The following is a 23,181-nucleotide window of genomic DNA, read 5'->3' as shown; positions in this document are numbered from 1 at the left end:
GGTTTTCAGCCCTTGCACTTCTCGGAGCCGGTGATGTCGCAGACATGGCGCACGCCGCTGTAGTCCGAATCCTGGACCGGGACGAACCCCCAGGCACGTTCGTCGGTGATCCGGCACGCCTCGCCCTCGCAGAAGCCCTCCGCCTCGAGGTTGGGCACGTTGACCTTGTCCGCGAAGAGCGTCTTGAGCTTGCCGATGGCCTCGCTGCCCAGGGAGTCGTTGGCGGCGAACACCGAGCCGGCGATCATCTCCGACTTCCACACCGTCTTGAGCTGACCGGGTTTCAGATCCCCCTTGGCGATCATGGTCTTGTCGACCATGGTGTCGAACGCGAAGCCGGCGTCGCAGTCGCCGTTGGCGATCGCCAGGGCGGAGGAATCATGGCCACCGGCGAAGATCGGCGACATCGCCGCGGACAGGTCGCCTTCGGAGCCGGATTTGATCACGCCGGCCTCGATCAGCCCCGCGGTCGGGTAGAGGAATCCCGACGTCGAGCTCGGGTCGACGAAGCACACCTTCTTGCCGGCAAAGTCCTTGAGGCCGTTGACGTTCGCTTCGTCCGCGCGAGCCAGACCATAGGACTGGTAGCCGGGCTTGGCCCCCTGCTCCTGGATCACCGCGCCGACCGGGGTGATCTTGGCGCCGTTGACGCCGGCCACCACATAGGCGAACGGACCGAAGAATGCGAGGTCGACGTTGTCGGCGATGATTCCCTCGACCACCCCGGCGTAATCGGAGGCCTGCACGAACTCCACCTTGGAGCCGGTCTCCTTCTCCAACAGCTTGATCAGCGGCTGGTAGCTGGCCTTGAGGTCGGTGGAGTTCTCGGCCGGGATCGCGGCCAGGGTGAGGGTCTCCGGAAAGCCCTGGGCGGTCTTGGCGTCGGACCCGGAATCGGAACTCGAACAGCCGGACAACGCCAGTGCGGTACAGGCGGCTGCCACGGCGGCGATACGGGCTGGGGGACGAGGAGCGCGGAACTTCATGGCGCGTGGGACCTTTCGGGCGAGGGCGGTTGACGGGCAGTGCGCGAGCGGGGGTGCGCAACTGCCCTGCCTCACACCCTGTGCGTTGGTCTATACCAGTGGGTGCATCCAAGTTGGCGAGGAGGTTAACAACACGGCAAGTCTTGGTCTATACCAAGACTTGCTACTGTGGGCGGGTGGCCGCGAGCGCAGAACCGAGGGTTCTCAAGCACCAGGTTGTCCGCGCGCAACTGGAGCGATTGCTCGACGACCTTGAGGTGGGCGACCCGTTCCCCGCGGAACGGGAGATCGCGGAACGATTCGATGTCGCCCGCGAGACCGTCCGCCAGGCGTTACGAGAGTTGTTGCTGGCCGGGCGGATTGAACGCCGGGGCCGGACCACCGTCGTGGCGCGGCCCAAGATCTTGCAGCCCCTGTCCATGGGTTCCTACACCGAGGCCGCCAAGGAGCAGGGTCGCAGCGGTGGGCGCATCCTGGTCGGCTGGAGCGATCTCGTTGCCGACGAGATCCTGGCCGGCCAGCTCGCGATCGAAATCGGCACTCCCATACTGCAATTGGAACGCGTCCTGACCACCGATGGCATCCGGGTGGGTCTGGAGACCACCAAGCTGCCGGCTGCGCGATATCCGGGATTGCGGGAGACCTTCGACTACCGCGAGTCGCTGTATGCGGAGATCCGCAGCCGGGGCATCCACTTCGCGCGCACCGTCGACACCATCGAGACCGCACTGCCCGACTCGCGCGAATCGGCCTTGCTCACCGTCGACAGTCGAACGCCGATGTTTCTGCTGAATCGGGTGTCATACGACCAGGACGGAATTCCGATCGAACAGCGGCGGTCCCTCTATCGAGGCGACCGGATGACTTTCACCGCAGTGATGACCGCGCCGTAGGAGCGGCCCCTTCTGGTGCATCGGTAGTCCCAACCAAGTGGTTAGCCGGAATTGTGCTGTCGCTTCCGTATGGTGGCATTCGAAGCCTGTTTCGAGGTGTTGTTCACTACGGGTCGTAATGTTCGAATAATTCCAGGGCGGCAAACCCGGAACTAGGTTGTTCGACAGCGGTTCGTCTCCTTTGAGCAGGGATTATCTGCCTTACCCGCCGCCGACGCTTTCAGATTGCGGTCCGTCGGTGAAATGAAATGCGTAAGTGCGAAAGTCGGCACTGAAACGTGTTTCAGAAAAATGCTGGTATCGGTGCGAGGGCCGGATTACATTTCGCCCGTCGGCTTGAACGCCGGTGTCGGTTCAGAACGAAACGCCACCAATCTCCAGTGTCATCTCGAAGGGAAGTCCAAGTGGAAGTATCCGTTCGTTCATGCCTCACCGCCACCACCGCACTTGTCGGTGCGGGTGCGATGGCTTTGAGTCCGCTCAGCCCCGTCGATCCGAGCCCGGACGACCTGCGGGCTCCTGTGGTGGAAGCGGATGTGGGGTTGTCGGCCGCACCGTTCCCGTTGCAGACATGGCTGAACACCGCGATCAATGTGGCCAACAACGTGACAACCGTGGCGCAGGCTGAGTGGGCATTACCCGCGCCTCTGTTGCGGCAGATCACGGCCAATGTGATCGAGTACGCCGCGGTCGATATCGGCGCGTATCAGTCGGCGGCCGCTGCGGCGGTGACGTACTTCGGGACGACGTACCCGGAGATCATGCAAACCGCGGTCGCTGCGTTGGATGCCGGTGATTTCCAGGGGTTCATGAGCGGCGTGAACTCGGCCATCTTCGGCACATTCTTCAATGTGTTGTTGCCATTGCAGGGGGCACTCGTGATCCCGCAGCATATTGCGGCCAGCCTCGCAGCCGCAGCCATCTACCTCGCAAGCGACTTCGTGACCGCTGCGGGGGCGGTGGTGGTGCAGGGGATGCTGCCGGCAATCACCGCTGCGATCGGTGCCGACCTGCAGGCAAGTTACGACGCGGCCACCAGCGGTAATTGGGTAGGCACGATCGCTGCGCTGGCTGACCTGCCGGGCGCGGTGAGCAACGCCGTCCTCAACGGGGTGAACGGGGTAAACGGGGTGACCGGGCCTGCCGCCGGCATTGTCACCGGCGGTGGCTTCTTGGGTCTGCTCGTGCAGACCCTGCCCCAGCAACTTGCCTTGAAGATTGCGAGCCCAGGCGCACAGAACATCATGACCGGGGGCACTGTCGAGGCGGCGGTGCAGGACTTTGTCACCCAAATGACCACGGAGTGGCCCACGCCCGAGGAACTGGCGAGCATCCCGGCGGGCATCGCCGCTGGGCTGCAGGGCTTGCCGCAAGCAGTGCTGAATGTGACCGGCCGAGCGTTGGGCGGGTTGATCGGTGGCGGTGGCAGTGCTGCGAACTCGACTGGTGCGCAGGTCAACTCGGTCAGCCAGGATGGTGGCGGGCAGCCCTTGGTCGCGCTTACGGGTAACGGCGTGGCTGCCAGGCCGGCCGGGGTGAACCTCGATGGTTTCGACACCGGGGGCCGCGGACTCATCGGGATGTTCGTCGGTGACGGGACTGCTGAGAACCCCAACGCCGGACTCCTGATCGGGAAGGGCTACAGCTACGGCACGGTGGCCGGGGACTGCGCATCCAGCTGCGACGGTGGTCGCGGCGGAATGTTGTTCGGCCAGGGCGGCAACGGCTTCGGCGGCGGGTCCGGCGGTAGCGTCGGTCTGATCGGCAACGGCGGCGCCGGCGGTGCGGGCACCGCCGAGAATCTGAATGGTGGCGTCGGCGGCACGGGCGGCATCTTCGGCAACGGCGGTGCCGGAGGCGCCGGCTTCGGCACAGGAAACGGTGGAACCGGTGGGAACTCCGGCATATTCGGGAACGGTGGCACAGGCGGGGCGGCCGGCTCGACCGGTGGGACCGGAGGCACCGGCGGACTGGGTGGCCTGCTCGCCGGCAACGGTGGAACCGGTGGGACCGGTGGCGGCACCGGCGGTGATGCCCGCGCCATCGGCAACGGCGGCACCGGTGGTGCCGGCAACGCCAACAACCCGACGTTCGGCAGCGGCGGGACCGGCGGCGCCGGCGTGAACGGCAGCGCGGCCACCGCTGGGGAGGCCGGTAATGGCGGCCGCGGCGGTGACGCGATCTCTCTCGTCGGCAATGGCGGTACCGGCGGTCAAGGTGGCAATGGTCAATCGGGTCTGGGCAAGACCGGTGGCACCGGCGGTGATGGCGGCAGTGGCGGCAAGGTGTTCGGCCAGGGTGGCACCGGCGGGCAGGGCGGCACCGGCAGCATCTTTGGAGCTCTCCAGGGCATGGGCGGCCGCGGCGGGAATGGCGGCAGCAGCACCGGAATTCTCGGCACCGGCGGCAACGGTGGTGCCGGCGGCAGTGGCGGTATCGCCACCGGCAGCTCCACCAGCGGCGCCGGCAACGGTGGGACCGGAGGCAACGGAGGGGCCGGCGGAATCAACGGCGGTAAAGGTGGTGCCGGCGGCAGAGGCGGCACAGCCAGCGTCAGCACCACAAAACCCGCCGGCTCCGGCGGTACGGGCGGCACCGGTGGCACGGGATTCGGCGGCAGCCGTCCGGGCAGCGCCGGAGAATCTGGCAACGCGTCCAGCGACGGAAAAACCGGTGGATCCGGTGGCGCCGGTGGGGCAGGAGGTGGCCTCTGAACCCACTAAGTCAAAACATTGGTGGTCCAGTGCAATCCACCAAATCTGGTCGTGACATCGGCACAGGAGTTCCGCTCTAGCCCGTCATGACGACGACGATCCACCCCCTCCCCGCCATCACGGAGGGGGTGGATTGCGTTGCAGGTCAGTCTGTTCAGCGACACAGTGCGAAAAGATTTGGGAATTACCAGATTTCGGTAAGTAGCGCTGCTAGCGTCGCGGCTATGTCAGAGTCCGTCCGCACCCCACTGGTCGTGGCGATCGTCGCATTGGTGGCCGCGTTGGCCGCGGCCGGGGTCGCGATTACGGCGCTGTTGGACAAGCCGGAGGCGCTCAACAGCGGTTCGGCGCCGACTCCGACTTCAGAGCAGGTGAGCGCCGCCCGCACGCGCACGTGCGACAACTTCAAGAAGGTCGCGTCCGGCGTCGGCATCCAGACGCACACTCAGCCGGAAGACAATCCCACCTCGGGGCAGGCCGTCGCGGCGAATGCCCGGCTGTCGATGCTCGGCGGTGGTACCTACCTGCTGGACAACATCGACCCGGCCGCACCCGGTGACCTCAACGATGCGGTCAAGGCATTCGCCGGTACCTTGCAGACGGTCGCGGTGAACGCTCTGGCCGGCATCGGTAATGATGCGCCTGACCAGGCCGGCTTGCTGCAGAAGGCGCAAAGCGAGACCGAGCGCATCGAAGCGCTCTGCGAGTAAGCCGTGCCGTAGTCAACGGCCGCCGCGGTACGTGCGGGGTGACACTCCGACCCGATGCCGGAACGCGGTGGAGAAATGACTGGGCGATGAGAATCCCACCGCGGCGCTGATGTCGGTGATGGTCCGAGTTGTGTTCCGCAGCAGGAACTTCGCGCGTTCGACCCGGCGGTCCAGTAAGAACTGGTAGGGCGTGGTGTGGAACGCGGCGCGGAATGCTGTGATGAAAACGCCCACCGGCATTCTCGCCAGTTGGGCAAGCATTTCGAGGGTGATGTTCGAGTCGATGCTGTCGTCGAGGAACTCCACGAGCTTTGAGCGGGTGGCCCGATCCAGGGTGTCGGGCCTGCGCTCGATCGCCGGTGGCGGGTCTACCGCGCACATTTCGGTGACCACCAGTTTCAATGTTTCGCTCAGCGAGTCGGTGAGGAGTCGCGCGGCGGCGTCGTCACGACCGGCGAGGGCGTGGATGCGCTCCACCACCTGATGGATCAAAGGATTGCGGTGTTTGATCCGGGGGATCAAGGTGGTGGCGCCGAGAACGTCACTGGGGATGGCGATCTCGCAGTATTCGGCGATGTCACCCTGGACCAGGGACGCGCATCTGGCGCCGGCAGGCACCACCCAGATGTCGCCCACGCTGGGTAGCGTCCGGCCTGACGGGCCCCAGTCCAGATCGGTTTCCATGGAGCGTAGGTGGCCGGCACGGTGCAGATAGAGCAGGTGGCGGGTGTCGTCGCGACAGCACCAGTCGGTCGTGGTGTGAATCTGTTCGGTGGCGAACCGCAGGGACAGGCCGCGCGTCGCCACGCGGGTCTCGTCCAGAACGATGCGTCGAGTCTGAGGTCGGTCATCATTCCAGGGCTTCATCGCCACGCAAAACCACCTACAGGATCTACGGCTCCGTCAATCTGGGCAGCAGAGTAGTGGGGCAAGAACGATGCGTGGGCCAGTTTCAATCTAAAAATTGCCGCTGTTTTGTTTGCGTCTTGTAGCACTCGAGTCTCGTGGCTCGAAAGGCGATGAAGTGCTTGTATATGAGATACAACGGTCGTATGTTTCGCGCGGATCCAAAAGTGTGCGTCTTGCCGCGCGAAGTCGATCTGCGGAGATGAATCTATGACAGGCGTAAGCGGCGACCCGGTTTCTCCGAACCCTGGCCGCAAGGAGATTGCGGCGCGCGGCATCTCGTTCTCCTTCGTGAGAGAGCAGATATCACCTCTCGAACACTGGGGTAGCGATGATGACGACAACCACCGGGTGTACGTCTTTCTGGGCGGGGATGTCTGGTGGATGCCGGCCCGCAGTCCGCACGCAATCGTGCAAGGGCAGGTCGCGCAGTACTGCGAGATTGCCATCCCGCGAGGAGTGTTGGCCGACACGGTATTGCTACCGCGTACCGAGTACCGTGATCCGCTGATTCATCACCTGATCGAGGAGATCTACAACGTCGCCGATCGCAGCGACGCCGCTGCGCGACTGCTCATCGACTCCGTTGCCGAGAACATCCTCATGCTGATCCGGGACAAGTGCGCGAAGGCCCCGCGTGCGCCCCGTCAACACCGGAGCTTCGACGCCGTGACTCGCAGGATGCTCGCCGAACACCTCCACGACAGTCTCGACTCCGACATTCACCTCGGGGCCTTGGCCCGGCTGACCGGGATGTCGGTCCAGGGATTCATCAACGCATTCCGTCAGTCATTTCAGCGGACGCCGTACCAGTACGTCCTGGATCTGCGGATCGAACGTGCGCAGACGCTCCTGCTGGCCACGTCGGCGAGCATCGCGGAAATCGCAGTGTCAGTAGGTTTTTCGGCACCAGGACGATTCGCAACGACATTCAAGCGACGCGTCGGCGTCTCGCCCAGCGCATATCGCCGCGGTCATGGATGAGCCGGGTGTTGACCTGACGGGCCAACTGGGAGGTGTCAGCTCTTGTCGCGGTAGGTGCGGGGCGAGACGCCGACCCGGCGCCGGAACGCGGTGGCGAAATGATTCGGTGTCGAGAATCCGACCATCGCACTGATTTCGGTCACGGTCCGCTGCGTGGTCCGCAGCAGGGTCTTGGCACGTTCGATCCGGCGATCGAGCAGGTACTGGTACGGCGTGGTGTGAAACGCTGCCCGGAATGCCTTGATGAAGCCGCCTACGGACATCTTCGCTTGCTGCGCAAGCGTTTCGAGGGTGATCTCGGAGTCCAAGCTGTCCTCGAGGAACGCGATGATCATTGATCGCGCGGCCGCATCCAGGCCCTCGGCCCGTTGATCCGTCCGTCGGGGCGTGGCCTCCGTGTAGTTGTCGGCGATCAGGAGTCGAAGGGTTTCGCCGATCGATTCGGTGAGTAGGCGTGCGAGGGCGTCATCACGATCGGCAACGTCGTGGATGCGCTCGACCATCTGATGGATCAAGGGGTCGTGGTGCTTGACCCGCGGGATCAACGTCGTCTCGCCCAGCAGCTGATCCGGGATGGCGATCTCGCAGTATTGAGCCGTGTCCCCTTCCACGAGTGACGCGCACTTGTCACCGGCCGGCACGACCCACACATCGCCCACGCTCGGCAGCGCCCGGCCCGACGGGCCCCAGTCCAGATCGGTTTCCATTGAGCGCAGGACGCCGGCCCGGTGCACGAAGACCAGGTGGCGGGTGCCGTCGAAACAACACCAGTCGGTCGTGGTGCCGATCTGTTCAGTGGCGAACCGCAGCGACAGACCGCGGGTGGACATGGCCCTCTCGCCGAGCACGACGCGACGGGTAAGGGGCCGGTCGGCCTTCCAGAGCTTCATCGCCACACGAGACAACCTCCTGCGCGATTTGCGGCTCCGTAAATCTGGACAGCAGCGTAGCGATGCGGCGGCGAACTGGGCGGTGTTTTTGAATTGAAATACGTAACGACGCGCAGATCCCTCCCTTAAGAAGACGCGGCGTCCGTGACCAATTCGTGACCTTTGACCTGGGTAAACACGCCGCAAATGTGCTTGACAGTCATTTAAGGAAACTCTCAGAACAGGGGAGCGGTTGCTGCAGCGGCAGATAAGTGCCCGTATGGTGCCCGTGTGGGCCGACACGCATTAGCCAGCCCCAGACAGCGCAAACTGCCGGCTGTCGCGGCTGCGATCATCGCGCCGGTCGCTGCGTTCTTCGCCGGCGGCAGTGATGCTCCTTCATCCCCCTTTTCCGACGCCGCCAAACCTGTCGAGGCACCCGCCCCGGCCACCGAGCCGCCGTGCTGCATGGAGATCGTGGCCGCGCCGGCTGCCTCCTCGTCGACCGCCGTCGCGCAGACCGTCGGCCTGAGCGCCGACCAAGCGGCGCCCGCCGCGGCCTCACGCTGGCGCGTCATCAACATCCCGCAGCTGCTACCGGTCGGAGACGCCCCGGAGCGCGGACTGCAGGTCAAGACCATCCTCGCGTCCCGCGCCGTCAGCGCCGACTTCCCCGAGATCCGCGACATCGGCGGCGTCCGCCCGGACGCTCTGCGCTGGCATCCCAACGGTCTGGCCCTCGACATCATGATTCCGAACGCCAGCAGCGCGCACGGCATCGAACTCGGCAACCGGATCGTCGCCTACGCCCTGAAAAACGCCGAGCGGTTCGCCCTGCAAGACGCCATCTGGCGCGGCACGTACTACACGCCCGGTGGCGGTGCGAAATCCGGCGGCTACGGCCACTACGACCACGTTCATCTGACCACCAAGGGTGGCGGTTACCCGACCGGCGGCGAGCTCTACCTGCGCTGAGCGTGTCGCCTGATCAGGGGCCGCCGCGGCGCTTAGATTCGCGTCGTGGCGCGCAAAATGTCGTTCCGCCGGGCTCGCTCGGTGATGAGCGCCGAGATCGCCGCGATCCGCCGCACCGACCCTGACCTCGACGCCGGTGACATCGCCGGATTCACCCTGCCGATCCTGGTGCGCGCCCTGGGCGTGCTGGCCATCGGCGTGGTGCCCCTGCTGGTGGTCCGCAACGGCGAGACCGCGAACGAGCAACTGGTCCCGGTCATCGGGTCTTTGGCACTGGTGATCATCTGTGCGGCCGTGGTGGCCTGGCTGATCGCCATCGTCATCTCCGGTCTCGTGGTGATGATCCTGTACCGGACCCGGCCGTCGTCCTCCTCGCGGCTGGTGATGCGCATCCTCACCGACTCCTTCATGCGCATCGACGACTCCACCTCGGCGCTGATGCTGCTGGCACTACTGGCCGGCTTGCTGTCGCTGGCATTCGGGCTGCCGACGCGGAGTGGCGACGAGCTGGCCAACTCGGTGCTCGACGATCTACTGGCCGCGCAGATCGGTGTGCTGCTGGTGGCGCTCGGTTTCGCGTTCATTGCCGAGTCGATCCGCTCGGCCGCCGACATCGTCGACGACCAGTCGCTGCTGTTGGCCTGGCCGTGGGCGCTGATCATCGCGTCGCTGAGCTGGGTGCTGGCCACCGTCGCTGGGCCATTCGAGGCGACCCGCATGCTGACAATCCTGTTGCACGAGTGGTTGCCCGCCGTCGTCGACGACCAGCCCAGCGCCCAGGTGATCGCCGAGCTCGTTCCGCCCTCGGCGCGGTGGTGGGTGGCATTCGGACCACTGCCGATCATCGCCGCGATTTGGGCCTATGAGGCCTACCGGCACGGCGGGTTCGTCGCGATCCGGCGCTTCTTCGAAGACGATGCACCCGCCGCGCTTCCGGATGCTCCGCGCGACAGCGATTGAACCCACAGGTTAGCCTTCGCGGGAAAAAGGGGGTACGCGTGGGCACGGTGGCATCGTCGCTGCGTCTGGTCTGGCGCAGCCTGGGTATGCTGCGCGCGGTCCGCGGCGTGCTGGTCCTGCTACTGGTGATCGGCGTGACCGCCTCGGCGCTGCCCTACGTCACGGTGGCCGCATTCGGCCCGATGGTCCAGGTCATCGCAGATGCCGGGAACAGCGGAAAACTCAGCGGGGTATGGGATTTGAGCGGCCCGCTGGTGGCCCGCCAGGACGGCCTGCTGAAGTCACTCGCCGGCCCGGTGCCGTTCGCGGTGCTGTTGGTGGTCTGGGCCTCGTCGCTGGTGCTGACCCAGCTCATGTACTTCGTCAACGCCTGGATCGGCGCGAGAGTCGAGCGGGTGCTGGTGGTCGACATCCGGCAGCGCGTCCACGACCACCTGCAGTCGCTGTCCCTTGATTTCTTCCTGACCTCGCGCAGCGGCGAGCTGATGCACCGGGTGATGACGGAATCCACTGCTGTGCAACGGCTTCTGACCGACTGCCTGCTTCCGCCGCTGATCGACGTGGTGGTGCTGGCGGTGGTGATCAGCTACCTGTTGGCCATCTCATGGCAGATGACGGTGGCCGCGTTGGTGCTGACCCCGCTGGCGCTGCTCACCCTGAGATTCGCCGGCCGCCACGTGCAGGCGGTGATGACCCGGGTGAGGAACGCTGAGCGGGCAATGGCCACCGAGGTCGAGCAGACCATCAGCGGGATCGCCGAGATTCAGATGTTCAACGCGCAACCGGTCCGCAGCAAGCGCTTTCACGACGTGTCCGAGGAAGCCGCGAAAGGATCGGCGGCGTCGGTGGTCTGGATGCAGGCCACCGTCAACGGCTCACAGATCTTCGTTGCTCTCAGCACCGTGGTCGTGCTACTCGTCGGCGTCGGGCTCAGTGGGCACTTCGGGTTGACGTTCGCCGGACTGCTGGTCTTCGCGGGTGTGGTGCCCGTGATGTTCAGTGCCGCACAACGAGTTCTGGGGGCGTACACCACGTATCAGTCGCTGGCACCCAATGTGACGTCCACCTACGAACTGCTCGACACCCAACCGTCCGTGCGCGAAGCCGACAATGCCGTGGCGCTGGGTGAGGTGCACGGCAACCTGGTGTTCGAGGACGTGACGTTCGGATACGTGCCCGGCGAGAACGTCCTCGAAGAGCTGTCGTTCACCGTCGCCGAAGGGGAGACGGTGGGACTGGTGGGCGGTATCGGGTCGGGCAAGTCGACGGTGTTCAACCTGCTGCTGCGGTTCCGGGACCCTCAACACGGACGAATCCTGTTGGACGGTAAGGACATTTCGACGGTTACCATCGACTCACTGCGCGAACAGGTGTCCAAGCTCGCCCAGTTCCCGTTCTTCACCAAAGACACCATCCGGGAGAACATCCGGTTGGCCCGGTCGGATGCCACGGACGCCGACGTCGAAGAAGCCTGCGCCGAGGCCCACATCCATTCCGTCATCACGACGAAGATGCACGACGGCTACGACACCGTGGTGGACGTGCAGGTGCCCTCCGGCGGGCAGAAACGGCTGATCGCACTGGCACGCTGCCTGCTGCGCCGCCCCGAGGTGCTACTGCTCGACGAGCCGACAGAGAACCTCGATGCCGACCAGCGGACCAGGATGATCGGCGTGATCCGAGACTACGCCGAAGACCGCACCTGCCTGGTGGTCAGCCACGACCTGGATTTCATTGCCGCGGTGGCCGATCGGATCTTGGTGCTCGAAGACGGTCGTATCACCCAGAGCGGTGACCATCAGACACTCATGGCCCAAGGCGGTCTGTACAGGCGGCTGCACGACGTGCAGAATGGGCGCTAGTCGGCCTGGGCGTCGTCGTCCGCCTCGGGTTCCGAATCGGGCACGGGGCGTCGTCGCGAGAGCATCAGCACGATGTCATGGATCGGCGCCTCCCGCAGCGCGCCCCACTCCGGGCCCACCGCGAAATCGGCATCGGTTGCCACGAAACGGTAGCCCGGCAGATCGCGTTGCGGCGCGAACGGGAACTTCATGTGCCACAACCGTTCCGCCACGGCGACTGCCGCATCGGTGGGCATCGTCCGGTCGATCCCGAGCGGGATACAGATGTCCTGGGTGTGGATCAGCACATCCAGCAGCGGGTCGACTTCCTTGGTCAGGGGCGGCCGCTTGCGCGAACCTGCCATGCCACGCAGCCGCGCCGTGATGGCAGGAGGATCGGACGGATCGTCCAGCGCCGCCCGGCGGACCATGACGTCGAACCGGAAGCCCGACTTGAGCGCGGCCGGCAAGAACTCGCCGAAGCTCGCCTGGGACTGCGTGATGTGGATCGCGACCTCGCGCACCGTCCATCCGGCACACAGTGACGGTGTCGACCACTGTTCGGGCCGGAGGGTGTCGAGCAGATCGGCGAGCTGTCCCCGCTGCTCGTCGATGTTGCGCCAGATCGTGTCGGAGTCCACGGCCGCTCCTGTCGTCAGGTTTACCTGAACAAAATAGCCGTCCCCGCCGGCGCCTCGGCGCCGGCGGGGACCCACGCATCAGTCCGTCGCGAACGCGGCCTGCGCCTCCCGGTTGAGGTCGACGTACTTCTCCTCGCTCACGTCGACCGCGACACCCTTGATGGTCCCGCCGGTGAACCGGCCCGGATTCTGGTACAGATCCGACACGTTGTCACCGCTGTCGAACCCGACGCACAGCCCGTCACCGGCGAGGGTGAACTTGCCGATTTGCGCCCGCATCGGTCCCTTGGCCGCTTCCTTGCCGTCTACGTAAAGAATTGTCGTTCCCAGGGATTCACCGTGGTCGCCCTTCTTCTCCCAGATGAATTCCATGCCCAGCGCATGCTTGCCTTCAGGTAGCGGTCCTGAGACGAACACCTGCTCGGGTTTGATGCCGAGGAAGTTGTAGACGTAGTGCAGCTTGTTGTCCTTGATGAACAAGGCGTGACCGCCGAAGCGTGAACCGTGCGCGAACAGTACGCCCTGCGCGTCTTTGGTCATGTCGACATCGGCGATGATCTTGTAGGACCGGCCGCGGATGTTGGCCGCCACGCCCTCGGGCACCGGAGCGGTGTCCGGGTAGTAGATATAGCGATTGCGGGGCGGTTCGAACTGAGGCCGCTCAATGGTGATGAGTTCGACGGCAGCACGGTCATCCAGGGGTAGCACGTAGTTGTTCTTGGCCTCCTCGTTCCACGCGTCGATCAGCTCCTTGAGCTTGTCCGGATTCTGATCGGCGAGGTTCTTCGATTCGGAGCGATCCTCGTCGACGTGGAAGAGCTCCCACTTGTCCTGGTCGAAATGTCCTTTTCCACTAATTGGTGCGTGCAGCGACGAGGCCTTCCAACCGTCCTGCCAGATTCCGCGAGTGCCGAGCATTGCGTAGTACTGGCGCTTCTTGGTGGTCGGGGCATCGGCACCGTCGAAGCTGTACCGCATCGAAACGCCATTGATCGGATACTGCTTGATGCCGCGATACTCCGCGGGCATCTCGATGCCCGCGACGTCGAGAATGGTCGGGACGACGTCAGTGGCGTGGTGGTACTGATGGCGCACCTCGCCCTTGGCCTTGATGCCCTTGGGCCAGTGGATCACCATCGGATCGCAGGTGCCGCCGGAGAACTGCGAGTACCGCTTGAACATCTGGAACGGCGTGGAGAACGCCACCGCCCAGCCCGTCGGGTAGTGGTTGTATGTGTCGGGTGTGCCGAGCTTGTCGAGCATCTTCATGTTCTCGGCGAGATCATCGGGGTAGCCGTTGAAAAACTTGTTCTCGTTGACCGAACCGTTCGGCGAACCCTCACCGGAGGCACCATTGTCGGCGCAGTAGAAGATGACGGTGTTGTCCAGCTGCCCGGTCTGTTCCAGGTAGTCGACCACCCGCCCGGCCTGAGCATCGGTGTACTCCGAGAACCCGGCGAACACCTCCGCCATGCGCGAGAACAACTTCTTCTCGTCGGGGCTAAGTGAATCCCACGGCCGCACCGCGTCGGCCTCCGACGCCACGTCCTCGGGCAGCGGATTGATCGGGGTCAGCTCGGTGCCCTTGGGCATGATGCCCTTGTCGACCATCCGCTGGAGCACCCACTCGCGGTAGGCCTCGTAGCCGTCGTCGAACTTGCCCTTGTACTTTGCCGAGTACTCCTCGGGGCTGTGGTGCGGTGCGTGGTTCGCGCCCGGGCAGAACCACATGTACCAGGGCTTGGACGGGTTGCTGGAACGCTGGTCGCGCAGCATCCGGATGGCTTGATCGGCAAGGTCTTTGGACAGGTGATAGCCCTGTTCGGGTGGGTAGGGCTGGTCGATGAACCGATTGTCCTCGGACAGGTCGGGATACCACTGGTTGGTTTCGCCGCCGATGAAGCCGTAGAACCGGTCGAAGCCCTTCTGCAGCGGCCACTCCGATTTGCTGCCACCGCTGGAGACATCCTCCTCGGGGACATTGTGGTCCTTGCCCACCCAGAACGTGCTGTAGCCGTTGTCCTGTAGCACCTGCCCCACGGTCGCGCATTGCGCGGGCAGCCGGGCCGCCGCGCCCGGGAAGCCGTCGGAACCCTCGGTGATGCTCGCGAACCGGTTCACATGATGATTGCGGCCGGTCAAGAGGCAGGACCGGGTGGGCGAGCACAGCGCGGTGGTGTGCCACTGCGAATAGGTGAGTCCGTTGTCGGCCAACTTCTGCAGCGTCGGCATGTTGATCCGGCCACCGTAGGGCGACCATGAGGCCATACCGGTGTCGTCGAACAACACCACCAGGACGTTTGGTGCGCCCTCGGGCGCGTGTTTGAGTTCGAAGGGCTTCCAATCCGGCTTCGAATCACGAATGTCCAGTTCGATCTTTCCATCGAAGCCTTCGTTGATGCCCGTGCCGTAGTCCGGCGGGCCGGCGTTTCCGCCTCCGGCACCACTGGCACCCGGTTTTCCTGAGTCGTCGCAACCGGAAACCAGCGTGCCGACCGCGGCGGCACCTACTCCGGCAGCTGCGATGCCCCCCAGCATCGAACGTCTCGACAACTTGCCGCGTTTGTCGGTCTCGGTGATGTCCTCGTGGTTCGATTCCATGGGGGCAACACTATGCACGGTCTGTCCGCGTTGTCCGGATAAAACACCGGCGATTTGGAAACAGCCGATAAAGCGTTGTGGCCCAACGCATTTCGTGCCTGGCAGTGCTGATCTGTCAATTGCCCGTTTTGGGTGATATCTACAGCGGTATCGGGCGATTCAGGTCGTCGCCGTCGTCATCGACCAGTAGCTCATGAAAACTCCGCAAAGCTGATGCGCATGCCGCGCGCTCGGCGGGGTCGAGCCGGTCGAGGACTCTGCTCAACTCGCGCCGGCGCCGGGTGGTGACTTGCCGGACCAGTTTGCGCCCACGGTCGGTCAGCGCCAAGGTGACAACGCTGCGGTTGGTGGGATCGGAACCGCGGACCAGATGACCGGAGGCATCCAGCCGGTCGGCCAGTCGGGTGACCGTCGACCCGACGACGCCGAGCGCCTGGGCGCACTCGGTCGAGGTCGACTTGCCGCGCTCTTGCAGCACGAGCAGCAGCCGGAACTGCGGCAGTGAAATCTCGAGTTGGTCCACGCTGCGCAGCGCCACGCCAACCAGATCTCGGGTTGCTATTTCGAACGCCGACAGTTCGTCGACCGGAGTTCGGGTCATGTCGTGCTGCGGCGCGCTGCCCATCTCGTGAGTATCCCACGTGTAGGCGCCGCGGTGACCGTGAGTTGTCGGCGCAATTTGTTTTGTTGAGTACGGCGCTTGCAGTGCCGTCAATTGGGGGCTGTCGCTGGCTGGGAAACGGTTTTGCACCAACGCAATTCGTGGCAGTACGGCAGTGAGCGATGAGGCCCGTTTGTATTCATCCCGCGCCGAATGTTTCCGTTGGCAGGTAGGAACCGGTTGATGCCCAACTGATTTCCGACCCGCCCGCCGCGCGCCCTCACCGCCGCGGCTGGGACAACAACGCCACCACCGCGTCGGTCAAAGCTGCACGGGCGACGTCGAGATCCGAGGTGAAACCCATCTGGCGTTCATTGCTCAGGCCCCGGATGGCGGCGGGAAGCAGGCACCGGACCCGGTACAACTGGTCCGGGTCGAGGTCGAGCCCGTCCATCAGATAGTCGAAGCCTTGAATCCAATCGAGTTCCCGTGCCGCGAAAGCCGCTGCGGTCTGAGGGTATTCAGCGGCGATGTCAGAACGGCGCGGCGGCAGTGAGGTACGTAGCGCGGTGAGTGCCCGGCCCTCGGTGGTTTCGAGGTAGGCCCAGACGGAATCGATGGCGGCGGCCACGCGTTCCCCCAACGTATCGTTGCGGGGCTGAGGGTCACCGTCGTCGGAGGCCCAACTGCGAGAATGGATTTCGGTGATCACCGCTACCCACAGCCCGTCGAGGTCGCCGAACTGGTGCTGCACCGTGCCCCAGGTGACGCCCGCATCCTTGGCGATGCGATTCGCCGACACCGGCTCGCCACCGCTGTCGGCCAGGCAGCGGATGGCGACGTCGAGCAGACGGGCGCGGGTCTCAAGGCCCCGCTTGTTCAGCCGCGTGCCCGCGGCCGACTGGACGACCGCGGCCCGCCACTGCTCCCGGGCGCGCGCCGCCTGCGGGGATTCGCGGGCGTTCAGGCAAACCTCCCGGGGTTCGCCGCGACCGCCCGGCGCAGTGTCGGCCGATCAGCGCGGTAGGCGTGCACGACCGGCTCGAGCTCATGTGGACTTGCCCCGTGCATGATGACGGAGTGAACGCCAAGGTCGTACTGCCGGGCGATCGTCTTCGCGCAGTCCTGCGGTGATCCCTTGGCCACGGAGTCCAACCACTCGGCGGGAATCAGTTCGGCGATCCGCTGCAGCGTCTCGAACGAGGCACTCGCGTCGATCGGCCCGGCGGTGGCCGCATCGGTGAACAGTTCGGACTGCCGGATCCGGTCACACGCTCCGCGGTCCCAGCCATTGGCCTTGACGAGCACATCCGGGTACGCCTGCAGATAGGTCGCGAGCCGGCCGACCCCGCGACGCAACTGGTCGTCCTCCGACAACGCGTCGGGCACCGTCGCCAGGCACGCCCAGATGCGGACGCTGTCGGGGTCCTTGCCCGCGCGTTCGGCGCCCCGGCGTACCGCCGCGACCGACGCCGTCGTCGCCTCGTCGGAGAAAAACGTATGAAGCACAACGAAATCGCAGATCTCACCGGCGAGTTCCATGGTCTTCGGGCCGACCGCCACCAGACCGATCGGCGGACCGTCCGCCAGGCCACTCACATGACGCAGCAGCGGCCACTTCCCGGCCGGACCCTCGTGATTCACGATCATCTCGCCGGCCCAGAGCCGGCGCAGGATGCCGAAGAAATCGCGCAGCCGGGCCTCGGTCACCACGGGAAGACCGATCGCCTGCCAATACGCCGCCATCCCACGGCCGAACGCCATGGCGAAGCGGCCCTCGGTGAGGGCGTGCATGGTCGACCCCACGGTGGCGGTGACCGTGGGGTGGCGGGTGTGATAGTTCGTCGACGGCGCGATCCCCAAGCTCGTGCTGCAGCCCGCCACCGCGCCTGAGAGCACCGCCGCGTCCTTCACGGTGAACCGTTCACCGATATGGCACGACCCCAGGCCGAGCGCCTCCGCCGTACGTGCCTCGGGCAAAACCACCCGGACATCCGCGGGGTGGCGGGTCACGGCGTAGTAGCCGAGCTCGTTGAGCTGGTCGTCGGGGTGGTTGGTGCTCAATGACGTGCCTCTCATTCCGTGGACGCCTAGCACTGTCATCCGCGGCGACGGCGATTGTCAATGAGGGTTCTCAATGAATGGGAGATAAGGGGGCGAGGGCTGGTTCTACGCGAGATTTCTGCAGTGACGGTGTGCACTGGGAAGCCGGGCGCCTGCTGATCGGCGCTGGTCTGACCGGTAAAACGTGGAGCCGATGACGGGAATCGAACCCGCGTATTCAGCTTGGGAAGCTGATGTTCTGCCATTGAACTACATCGGCATGGTGCTGACGAAGGATAGCAACTCGCCCGCAGTTGTGGGTAAGGCGGGCGGACGACGCGCGGTGAGTCTAAGAAATTGACGCCGGTGGACCCGACGGGCGGTGGCCGGCATTTGGCGAAGGCCTTCGACGCAGCTGACACGGGGCTGCCCAGTGCGGACCCGGCGCCCGAACCCGCGTGGCGAAACGTTCGATCCCAGAACATGATTGCCGCTCACGCATCACCCTGAGAGTCACGTAAATCCTCGGGCTGTCGTTCTCAGGCAGCTTCTCTACCGTCGGTAGTCGTGGGCTCCATCCGGCGCTGAATGGAGCGAACAGGTCCGCAGGTCGGGCCGAACCAATCGAGGGACTCAACCCAATGGATGTTGTTATCGGTATTGCCATGGCCTCGCGCGACGCCCGGCTTCTCCTGGTCGAGGGCACCCGCGGTGACGGATCGGTGATCGATCGCGAATCGTTCGGTGCCGACACTCGTATCGGCGTCGAGCAGCCCGGCTTCCGCGACCAGGTCGTCAGCGCGGTGATCGACACCCGTGCGGCCGCCCCTGCCAACGGCTACACCGTTGCACGTGTTGCGTTGACCTGGACCGATGCGGTGTCGAGCGAGGCCAGATTGGTTCTGGACGCGCTCGAGGAGCTGGGCCTCACCAACGTCGCGGTGGTCTCCAGTGCCGATGCGTTGGAGGCGGCCGCTGGGTCGGCGACACATACAGCGGAAAGCCCTGGCGGGGAGTCGAACTCGGCGCTCAACGATGATGCCACCCTGCTGCTGGCGCGCGGCGCGCTGATCGCCAGTGCCGACATTCGCGACGAGGCCGCGCCGGCAGTCAAACCCGCCGCACTGACGCACACCTTGGCCATGGCCGTGGCGACAGCGGTGCTGATCGTGGCGGGTTCGGCGTTCCTGGCGATGACGGTGCGCGGCGGCCACGACACCGCCACCCCGCCGCAGGCGTCGACCCCCGCTGGACATCCCGCGCCGGCCCCGCCCACCGAGCCGGTTCACACCGTGGTGCGCAAGGTGGTGCCGATGGTCGGGCGGGCAGCTGACAAATCCTTGCTGGCGCCCCACGCCGACACCAGCTTGCCGCCGGTGCCGGGGGTGGTCCGTCGCTAACCGATACGCTCGTCGGGTGCTGCTCTCCGATCGAGACATCCGGGCCGAGATCGCCGCGAATCGCCTGGCCATCGAGCCGTTCGACGATGCCCTGGTACAGCCGTCGAGCGTCGACGTACGTCTGGACAACCTGTTCCGGGTCTTCAACAACACCCGCTACACCCACATCGACCCGGCCAAACAACAGGACGAGCTGACCACGCTGGTCGAACCCGCGGAAGGCGAGCCGTTCGTGCTGCACCCGGGGGAGTTCGTACTGGGCTCCACGCTCGAGGTGTGCACGCTGCCCGATGACCTGGCCGGACGGCTGGAAGGCAAGTCCTCGCTGGGCCGGCTCGGATTGTTGACGCACTCGACGGCCGGGTTCATCGACCCCGGTTTCTCCGGGCACATCACCCTGGAGCTGTCGAACGTCGCCAACCTGCCCATCACGTTGTGGCCCGGGATGAAGATCGGCCAGCTGTGCCTGCTGCGGCTCACCAGCCCGGCCGAGCACCCGTACGGCAGTGACAAGGTCGGCTCGAAATATCAAGGTCAGCGTGGCCCGACGCCGTCACGCTCGCATTTGAACTTCATCAAGTCGTAGGCCGCGGCATCGCGAGCGTGCACGAACTGCTGACGAAACACGGCGCGCCCACCGGCAGACACGCACGCTCGGCAGGCGGAACCGGCGGCCGGTGAACTTTCAGTAACCACACCGCAACACGAAACACGGCTGAAACACGCGCGCCGCGCGGCTGAAACGCGGGCCGGACATTCTCGTCGAGACCAAAGGAGCTCGACGTGCCCGAAATCGATCCGGCCGCCACAGCCTGGCTGCTCGCCAGCACCGCGCTGGTCCTGCTGATGACCCCCGGCCTCGCCATCTTCTACGGCGGTATGGTCCGCACCACCGGCGTGCTCAACATGATCATGATGAGCTTCATCTCGATCCCGCTCGTCACCGTGGCCTGGCTGTTGGTCGGCTACACCCTGGCGTTCTCCGATGACGCCGGCGGCGGTCTGATCGGCGGCCTGCAGCACTTCGGCATGCTCGGCATCACGCCCAGCACCGCCCACGGCGCGGTACCCGAACTGCTGTTCGCCACGTTCCAGCTGACCTTCGCGATCATCACCGCCGCCCTGGTCAGCGGGGCCATCGCGGACCGCGCGAAGTTCGCGGCCTGGATGTTGTTCGTCCCGATCTGGGCCGTCGCCGTCTACGCCGTCGTCGCGCACTGGGTCTGGGGCCCGGGCGGCTGGCTGGCCGGCCTCGGCGTCCTCGACTACGCCGGCGGCCTCGTCGTCGAAATCGTCTCCGGCTCGTCGGCCCTGGCGTTGGCCCTGGTGCTCGGCCCGCGCATCGGCTTCAAGCAGGAGGCGATGCGTCCGCACAACCTGCCCTTCGTGCTGCTCGGCGTCGGTCTGCTGTGGTTCGGATGGTTCGGTTTCAACGCCGGCTCGGCGCTGGCGGCCAACGGCACGGCCGCCGCGATCTTCCTCAACACCCTGGTCGCCGGCTGCCTCGGCATGCTGGGCTGGTTGACCGTCGAGCAGATCCGTGACGGCAAGCCCACCACCTTCGGCGCGGCCTCCGGTGTGGTGGCCGGTCTGGTCGCGATCACCCCGTCGTGCGGCACCGTCAACACCCTGGGCGCGGTCGTGGTCGGCCTGGCCGCCGGTGTGGTCTGTTCTTTCGCGATCGGCCTGAAGTTCCGCTTCGGCTATGACGACTCGCTCGATGTGGTGGGCGTGCACTTCGTCGGCGGTGTGGTGGGCGTGCTGCTGATCGGATTCCTGGCCACCGAGGTGATGACGGCAGGTCCGCAGGGCCTCTTCTATGGCGGTGGGCTGACCCAGCTGGGCAAGCAGCTGCTGGGAGCCGTCGCCGTCGCCGTCTATGCGTTCACGATGTCCTACGTCATCGCCAAGGCGATCGACCGGTTCATGGGATTCCGGCTCAGCCCGGAGGACGAGACCACCGGAGTCGACTTCACCCAGCACGCCGAATCCGCGTACGCCGAGGGCGTGCACGGGCATCTGCCGCAGCGCCGGCCCGGATTGTTCGGCGGGACGCTGGGCCAGTTGGGATCCCTGGATCAGCGCCCTGATCCGGCCCAGGAAGACAGCGCGGGCTGAACCGGCCGGCGCCGTTTGTCGTAATGCCGAGTAGGGTCTAACTAACCGGCGCCGGCACGCACCAGGCTGTCGCGGTCCGACCGGAATCTCAGCGCTGTAGCTAATGAGCGCGGGTGTAACGATCGAGCACGTTGCACCGATGAAGGTTCTAGTTGTCGGTTCGTGCGGAATGTGTGCGCAATGGCGACAAAGGCAGTGCAGCAAACACATTGGAGGACTCGGTGGACATCGTATTGGGTGTGGCGATGGCACCTACGACGGTCCGCATGGTGCTGGTCGAGGGGGAGAAAGCCGACGGGGTAACCGTCGATCACGACGTCTTCGACGTCACTTCCGGTGAGGATTCGGCAACCACCAGTGCGTCCGATCAGGTCGTCGCCGCCATCCTCGGAACCCAGGAGAGCGCCACTGCGGGCGGACACCATCTGAAGTCGATCGGTGTCACGTGGACCGACCATTCCGACGCCGCCGCGTTGCGCGACACACTGTCCGCGCACGGCATCGATGACGTCATGCTGGTCTCCGAAAGCCATGCCGCCGCGGCCCTGGCCCAGGCGGTCGGCCGCGCGGTCGGATACGACACCACAGCTCTGCTGTTCATCGACCGTGACGCCGCGACGCTGTCGGTGGTGAAGACCGATGACGGCTCGGTGGTCAAGGTGCTGAGCCGGTCTCTGCACAGTGCCGACGCCATGGCCGTGCTCACCGATATGGCCGCCGCGGTCGCCGCCGCCGATTCAGCTCCGCAGGGCATGTTCGTCCTCGGTTCAGGTGTCGACGTCGCCTCGGTCAAGGCCCATCTGGAGCCGCTGGTGTCGCTTCCGATCAGCGCCCCGGACGAGCCCGAGATGGCACTGGCCCGCGGGGCGGCCCTTGCCTCCGCCAACGCCCCGGCGTTCGAGGCCACCACCGTCGGCCTGGCCTACTCGCAGGATCCCGACGGGACGACCGCCGGCAGTGCCTACGCGTTGTCCGGCCTGGCCACCGAGATGGCCCCGGTCGGTGCCGAATCGCTCGACGGGGTGGACCTCGTCGCCGACGAGATGCCGATGGACGAGGAGCGCAAACCGTTCCTTCTCGTCGGCTCCGCATTGACATCGGTGTTCGTGGTTGGCGTTGTGGCCCTGGTTATTTCACTCGCGGTGAGTATCCGGCCGACGGTCGATCAGCGTCCCGCCCCGGCGCAGGGCGCAGTGGTGCCCAGCGCCCCGGCCAAGCTGCCCGCACCCGCACCGGAAGCCCAGCCCGCGCAGCCGGCGGCCCCGCCACCGGCTCCGCCGCCAGAGACCATCAAGGCTCCGATCCCGGTGGTCCAGGAAGCTCCGGCCCCGGCACCGCAGGCGCCGCCGCGCACTGTCTACGTCGAGCAGCCCGCCGCGGTCCCCGCGCCGCCGCCGCAGGCACCCGCCCCGGCGCCCGAGGCTCCGCCGCCCGCGCCGATCCCGGTGGCGCCCCCGCCGGCCCCGATCTACAACCCGCCGGCGCCGTACATTCCGCCGCTGGTCGTGCTGCCGCCCGCGCCGCGGCTGCCGAACATCTTCCGGCCGCCGTGGGAGCCGCGTGAGCAGACTCCGCCGTGGCAGCCGCCGTCGCGCCACGAACCGGAAACCCCGCGGTGGCCGGGCTCAGGCTCGGACGACTGGGGCCCGGGATCCGGGTCGGGTCCGAGCTCGGGCTGGAACCCGGGCCGGGGCTCGGGCGACTGGAATCCTGGCCGCTCCAGCGGCTCGGGTGACTGGAACCCCGGTGGTTCGGGCTCCGGTGATTGGAATCCCGGTCGTTCCGGCTCCGGTGGTTCACACAACTCGGGCGGCGACGGGCCGACGTGGCCATTCCCGTTCGGCGGGCACTAGGTCCCCTCGAGTCCTTCGAGATCAACGCTGTGGGTGCGCTGCGCGCGTGACAACGACCATGGCGTTGATTTCGCTGATCCGGGGCC

Annotated in this window: 19 protein-coding genes and 1 tRNA gene; 11 read left to right on the top strand and 9 right to left on the bottom strand. The window is 65.7% G+C overall.

Features of this window, described 5'->3' with window-relative positions; genetic code table 11:
* Nucleotides 1–5: 5 nt before the first annotated feature.
* Entirely contained in the window at nucleotides 6–986 is a 981-nt protein-coding gene (locus BN2156_RS17575; protein ID WP_090516301.1) for a phosphate/phosphite/phosphonate ABC transporter substrate-binding protein, read from the bottom strand.
* Nucleotides 987–1,162: 176 nt separating this feature from the next.
* Here BN2156_RS17575 and BN2156_RS17570 point away from each other — a divergent pair, with 176 nt between their 5' ends.
* From BN2156_RS17570 to BN2156_RS17560, 3 genes are all read left to right on the top strand, one after another.
* Entirely contained in the window at nucleotides 1,163–1,879 is a 717-nt protein-coding gene (locus BN2156_RS17570; RefSeq protein WP_090516300.1) for a GntR family transcriptional regulator, read from the top strand.
* A gap of 464 nt (nucleotides 1,880–2,343) precedes the next feature.
* Nucleotides 2,344–4,593, top strand: a complete 2,250-nt coding sequence (locus tag BN2156_RS31385) for a hypothetical protein (protein ID WP_210436662.1) — start codon at nucleotides 2,344–2,346, stop codon at nucleotides 4,591–4,593.
* A gap of 224 nt (nucleotides 4,594–4,817) precedes the next feature.
* Nucleotides 4,818–5,303 carry a hypothetical protein gene (locus tag BN2156_RS17560; RefSeq protein ID WP_090516299.1) on the top strand — a complete coding sequence of 162 codons (486 nt, stop codon included), beginning with the start codon at nucleotides 4,818–4,820 and terminating at the stop codon, nucleotides 5,301–5,303.
* Between the two features lie 12 nt (nucleotides 5,304–5,315).
* Here BN2156_RS17560 and BN2156_RS17555 read toward each other — a convergent pair whose 3' ends face one another.
* The gene (locus BN2156_RS17555) at nucleotides 5,316–6,170 is read right to left on the bottom strand and encodes a helix-turn-helix transcriptional regulator (protein WP_090517448.1); all 855 of its coding nucleotides are present in this window, start codon (nucleotides 6,168–6,170) and stop codon (nucleotides 5,316–5,318) included.
* A gap of 249 nt (nucleotides 6,171–6,419) precedes the next feature.
* Between BN2156_RS17555 and BN2156_RS17550 the strand changes: the two genes are divergently transcribed.
* Nucleotides 6,420–7,193, top strand: coding sequence for a helix-turn-helix domain-containing protein (locus BN2156_RS17550; protein WP_090516298.1), 774 nt, complete (start codon nucleotides 6,420–6,422; stop codon nucleotides 7,191–7,193).
* A gap of 35 nt (nucleotides 7,194–7,228) precedes the next feature.
* Here BN2156_RS17550 and BN2156_RS17545 read toward each other — a convergent pair whose 3' ends face one another.
* Nucleotides 7,229–8,083, bottom strand: coding sequence for a helix-turn-helix transcriptional regulator (locus BN2156_RS17545; protein ID WP_090516297.1), 855 nt, complete (start codon nucleotides 8,081–8,083; stop codon nucleotides 7,229–7,231).
* 270 nt (nucleotides 8,084–8,353) lie between these two features.
* On the opposite strand from BN2156_RS17545, the gene BN2156_RS17540 reads away from it, so the two are divergent.
* From BN2156_RS17540 to BN2156_RS17530, 3 genes are read left to right on the top strand one after another with little or no spacing between them, the layout of a single operon-like run.
* Nucleotides 8,354–9,037, top strand: a complete 684-nt coding sequence (locus BN2156_RS17540) for a VldE C-terminal domain-containing protein (RefSeq protein ID WP_090516296.1) — start codon at nucleotides 8,354–8,356, stop codon at nucleotides 9,035–9,037.
* Nucleotides 9,038–9,094: 57 nt separating this feature from the next.
* Nucleotides 9,095–9,997: a hypothetical protein gene (locus BN2156_RS17535; RefSeq protein WP_090516295.1), complete on the top strand. Its 903-nt coding sequence runs from the start codon at nucleotides 9,095–9,097 to the stop codon at nucleotides 9,995–9,997.
* A gap of 38 nt (nucleotides 9,998–10,035) precedes the next feature.
* On the top strand, nucleotides 10,036–11,859 hold the full coding sequence (locus tag BN2156_RS17530) for an ABC transporter ATP-binding protein (protein WP_090516294.1): 1,824 nt from the start codon (nucleotides 10,036–10,038) through the stop codon (nucleotides 11,857–11,859).
* On the opposite strand, the gene BN2156_RS17525 is transcribed toward BN2156_RS17530, so the two are convergent.
* From BN2156_RS17525 to BN2156_RS17500, 6 genes are all read right to left on the bottom strand, one after another.
* Nucleotides 11,856–12,479 (bottom strand): maleylpyruvate isomerase family mycothiol-dependent enzyme, encoded by a 624-nt coding sequence (locus BN2156_RS17525; protein ID WP_090516293.1) that lies wholly within the window; start codon nucleotides 12,477–12,479, stop codon nucleotides 11,856–11,858. The genes BN2156_RS17530 and BN2156_RS17525 overlap by 4 nt on opposite strands.
* A gap of 78 nt (nucleotides 12,480–12,557) precedes the next feature.
* Complete coding sequence (locus BN2156_RS17520; RefSeq protein WP_090516292.1) at nucleotides 12,558–15,080, bottom strand: arylsulfatase; 2,523 nt, start codon at nucleotides 15,078–15,080, stop codon at nucleotides 12,558–12,560.
* Between the two features lie 139 nt (nucleotides 15,081–15,219).
* Nucleotides 15,220–15,705 (bottom strand): MarR family winged helix-turn-helix transcriptional regulator, encoded by a 486-nt coding sequence (locus BN2156_RS17515; RefSeq protein ID WP_090516291.1) that lies wholly within the window; start codon nucleotides 15,703–15,705, stop codon nucleotides 15,220–15,222.
* Between the two features lie 256 nt (nucleotides 15,706–15,961).
* On the bottom strand, nucleotides 15,962–16,564 hold the full coding sequence (locus tag BN2156_RS17510; protein ID WP_264035157.1) for a TetR/AcrR family transcriptional regulator: 603 nt from the start codon (nucleotides 16,562–16,564) through the stop codon (nucleotides 15,962–15,964).
* A gap of 80 nt (nucleotides 16,565–16,644) precedes the next feature.
* Nucleotides 16,645–17,760 carry a TIGR03857 family LLM class F420-dependent oxidoreductase gene (locus BN2156_RS17505; RefSeq protein WP_090516289.1) on the bottom strand — a complete coding sequence of 372 codons (1,116 nt, stop codon included), beginning with the start codon at nucleotides 17,758–17,760 and terminating at the stop codon, nucleotides 16,645–16,647.
* 170 nt (nucleotides 17,761–17,930) lie between these two features.
* Nucleotides 17,931–18,004 (bottom strand) — tRNA-Gly (locus BN2156_RS17500).
* Nucleotides 18,005–18,365: 361 nt separating this feature from the next.
* Here BN2156_RS17500 and BN2156_RS17495 point away from each other — a divergent pair.
* The 4 genes from BN2156_RS17495 to BN2156_RS17480 all read left to right on the top strand — a co-directional run bounded on the left by BN2156_RS17495 (nucleotide 18,366) and on the right by BN2156_RS17480 (nucleotide 23,095).
* On the top strand, nucleotides 18,366–19,124 hold the full coding sequence (locus BN2156_RS17495) for a DUF7159 family protein (RefSeq protein ID WP_159402851.1): 759 nt from the start codon (nucleotides 18,366–18,368) through the stop codon (nucleotides 19,122–19,124).
* A gap of 16 nt (nucleotides 19,125–19,140) precedes the next feature.
* Nucleotides 19,141–19,710, top strand: a complete 570-nt coding sequence (gene dcd / locus BN2156_RS17490) for a dCTP deaminase (protein ID WP_090516287.1) — start codon at nucleotides 19,141–19,143, stop codon at nucleotides 19,708–19,710.
* Between the two features lie 197 nt (nucleotides 19,711–19,907).
* Nucleotides 19,908–21,242 carry an ammonium transporter gene (locus BN2156_RS17485; protein WP_090516286.1) on the top strand — a complete coding sequence of 445 codons (1,335 nt, stop codon included), beginning with the start codon at nucleotides 19,908–19,910 and terminating at the stop codon, nucleotides 21,240–21,242.
* Nucleotides 21,243–21,463: 221 nt separating this feature from the next.
* The gene (locus tag BN2156_RS17480) at nucleotides 21,464–23,095 is read left to right on the top strand and encodes a DUF7159 family protein (protein ID WP_090517447.1); all 1,632 of its coding nucleotides are present in this window, start codon (nucleotides 21,464–21,466) and stop codon (nucleotides 23,093–23,095) included.
* Nucleotides 23,096–23,181: the final 86 nt, after the last annotated feature.

This window comes from Mycolicibacterium neworleansense, assembly GCF_001245615.1.
Lineage (GTDB): Bacteria > Actinomycetota > Actinomycetes > Mycobacteriales > Mycobacteriaceae > Mycobacterium > Mycobacterium neworleansense.
This window is presented reverse-complemented; position numbering and strand designations above follow the sequence as displayed.